At 64.4% G+C, this 2,559-nt stretch carries 3 protein-coding genes; 1 reads left to right on the plus strand and 2 read right to left on the minus strand.

The genetic code is table 11. The features are described 5' to 3' along the window. Positions 1-382, minus strand: a 382-nt coding sequence (locus AC1DT2_RS20455; protein WP_477298364.1) for a MarR family winged helix-turn-helix transcriptional regulator, incomplete at its 3' end; no start/stop codon positions are given. Between the two features lie 59 nt (positions 383-441). On the opposite strand from AC1DT2_RS20455, the gene AC1DT2_RS20460 reads away from it, so the two are divergent. Further along, positions 442-1,302 carry a fumarylacetoacetate hydrolase family protein gene (locus tag AC1DT2_RS20460; RefSeq protein WP_477298366.1) on the plus strand — a complete coding sequence of 287 codons (861 nt, stop codon included), beginning with the start codon at positions 442-444 and terminating at the stop codon, positions 1,300-1,302. A gap of 39 nt (positions 1,303-1,341) precedes the next feature. Here AC1DT2_RS20460 and AC1DT2_RS20465 read toward each other — a convergent pair whose 3' ends face one another. After that, complete coding sequence (locus tag AC1DT2_RS20465) at positions 1,342-2,271, minus strand: VirK/YbjX family protein (RefSeq protein WP_477298367.1); 930 nt, start codon at positions 2,269-2,271, stop codon at positions 1,342-1,344. Positions 2,272-2,559: the final 288 nt, after the last annotated feature.

Consider the following 2,559-nt stretch of genomic DNA (forward strand, 5'->3'; position numbering starts at 1 on the left):
GCTCGGCGCCGTAGGTCCCGACGACGCGGGTCTGCGCGTCGTCCCAGAGCTGGCGCGCCTTGATAAGCAGGGATTGTCCCTCTGTCGTGAGCGCGACCGTCTTGGCCCGGCCTTTCGTGGGCGAGGCGATGGCAATCCAGCCCGCCGAGGTCATCGGGGTGAGCATGCGGTAGAGCGACGTGCGGTCCATGACCATTTCATCGGCCAGGCGGCTTAACGCCACGTCGGGTTCGCGCCAGATAGCCTTGAGGACGCCGAACTGGGCCACGGTGACACCCAACGGCGCCAGGGTGTCGTCATAGAGGCGGCTCAGGGCGCGGGTGGCCTTACGCATCGTGGTGCAGGCGCAGGGCAGGTCGGTGACAGAGATGGACTGATGCATACACATAGTGTAAATACATCATGTAGAAAGTCAATGACACACCGGAGGCTAGACATCCCATGAAGTACGCCACCTATCGCCATGAGGGCGAAGTCCATGTGGGCCTGGTCTCGAACGACGGTCTATCGGTCACGGCGCTGACGGCCGAGGGCCGACTGGTGTCCGACCTGCACCACCTGTTCGCGGGTACCGCCGAGGCGACAGGCCCGCGCGTCGCCCTCGCAAACGTCGTGTTGCTGGCGCCCATCCCACGACCCCGACGCAACATCTTCTGTGTCGGCAAGAACTACGCGGCCCACGCGAAAGAGTTCGCCAGTAGTGGCTTCGACGCGGGGCACACCGGCGCGCCCGACGAGCTGCCGACCGATCCCATCGTTTTCACCAAGGCGCCCGAGTGTGTGATCGGCCACGGTTCGGCTATCTGGTCAGGGGAGGGAGTCACTGACTTCCTCGACTACGAAGCCGAGCTCGCCGTGATCGTCGGCGTCGGTGGGCGAGGCATCACGCGTGCCGACGCCATGCGTCATGTCTGGGGCTACACCATCATCAACGACGTGACGGCACGCGACTGGCAGAAGCGACACAAGCAGTGGTTCCTCGGCAAATCGTTCGACACGTTTGCGCCGATGGGACCGTTTGCTGTCACGGCTGACGCGATCGATGGCGCGGCCCTGGACCTTTCCTGCCGGGTGAACGGCGAGCTTCGGCAGCACGCGAATACGCGCGACCTGATTTTCGATATTCCGAGGCTTATCGAAACGATATCGGCAGGTATCACCCTCATGCCTGGCGACATCATCGCCACCGGTACGCCGGAAGGCGTCGGCATCGGGCGAAGCCCTCCCACGGCATTACGTCGGGGCGATCTCGTCGAGATCGACATCACGGGAATCGGCCGACTCGAGAACCGCGTGGGCTGAGGGATTCGCCTGGACTGAAAACCCGCGTCGCCTGAAAACTCAGGCCGCGCGAAGCTTTTCGTCGCGTCCGGCGATGAGCGCCTCGAGTGTCGGCAAACCGAGGGCGAACATCGTGCTGGCCACCAGTTCGCGACGCAGCACCTCGCGTTGACGGAACGCCGAACGATGTTTGCTGGCGACTTCGAGTTCGCTACGTTCGGGCTCGGTCGAGGGCAGATCGAAAAAACCGTCGCGCGCGAGCACACCAGCGGATTCGATCCAGAAGGTGTCGTAGCTGGCCTTGATGCGCCCCGAACGTGCGTGCCCGTCGTTGCTGATCCCACGCAGGCGCGGCAACCCGTGGCTGGCAGCGAAACCATAAAGCAGCGACAGCAGCAGATTCTTCGGGCGCAGGCCATGGCAGTGCCGGGTGACCAGGCGCACACGCTCCTGGCCGTCCTCGGTGTTGGGGCCCTGGAGGCAGCCGACCAACAGCTCGCCGGTCGAGGGCAGTACCGTGATCGTGGCCGAGAAGAGCAGGGTGCCGTCGGCAGTTGCCAGGGCAATGTTCAATTCGCCCTCGCAACCCTTGCGGGTCGGCGGCATGATCACCACGCGAAGCGGCTCGCCGTTCTTCATGGCAGCTTCGGCGAGCACGACCTGGCCGTCGGCGATCATGTGCTCGAGCAGGCCCTCGGGCAGCGCTGAACTCACGAAGCGGTAGTGATCCATCAGCGCATCGAGACGCTTGCGTGCACCGAAGTGGCGGCTGATGAAACGGTGCTGCCAGCGCTCGACCAGGCGTCCATCGCGTCGGGTGGCCTCGCGTAGGGCAGGATGGCTCTGCAGCAGGCTAAGCCAGCGCAGGTGGCGAAGCGGCGCCAGCAGACAACGCGCCGCGTACCCTGCCGCGTAGACACGGGCGGAGCGGCGCGACTGCCAGTCGTTACGCTGGCGGAAGCTCTGAACAATCCGTTGCAGGGCAATCATGGGGGGGAGCTTCGCGGGGACGAGTCCGGAGTCTCTTCGTAGAATCTTTCGATAACCTTTCAGCGTCCGAAAGGAGCTGCGGGCGGCCCTTTTTTGGGTTCTTCGCGGATTACCGGGGCCTGGCCGCTCGGGTTTCGGGCGGGGCATTCTTTAGCACCTCGCGCATGGCTCGCCTTCGGCTTCGCGGGCTCGGCTTTGCCGTCGCTCTCTACACTTGGGCGCTTCGCGGGGAGACCTTGGTGTCCACCCTCGCTGCTCAGACACGTCCTCCGCGTTCGACAAGGAAAG

This window comes from Luteibacter sp. P4_E6 (assembly GCF_056401535.1).

Bases quoted from the DNA above. Each gene is read 5' to 3' on its own strand.
- AC1DT2_RS20465 (WP_477298367.1), bottom strand. From the start codon at position 2,271: ATGATTGCCCTGCAACGGATTGTTCAGAGCTTCCGCCAGCGTAACGAC.
- AC1DT2_RS20460 (WP_477298366.1), top strand. From the start codon at position 442: ATGAAGTACGCCACCTATCGCCATGAGGGCGAAGTCCATGTGGGCCTG.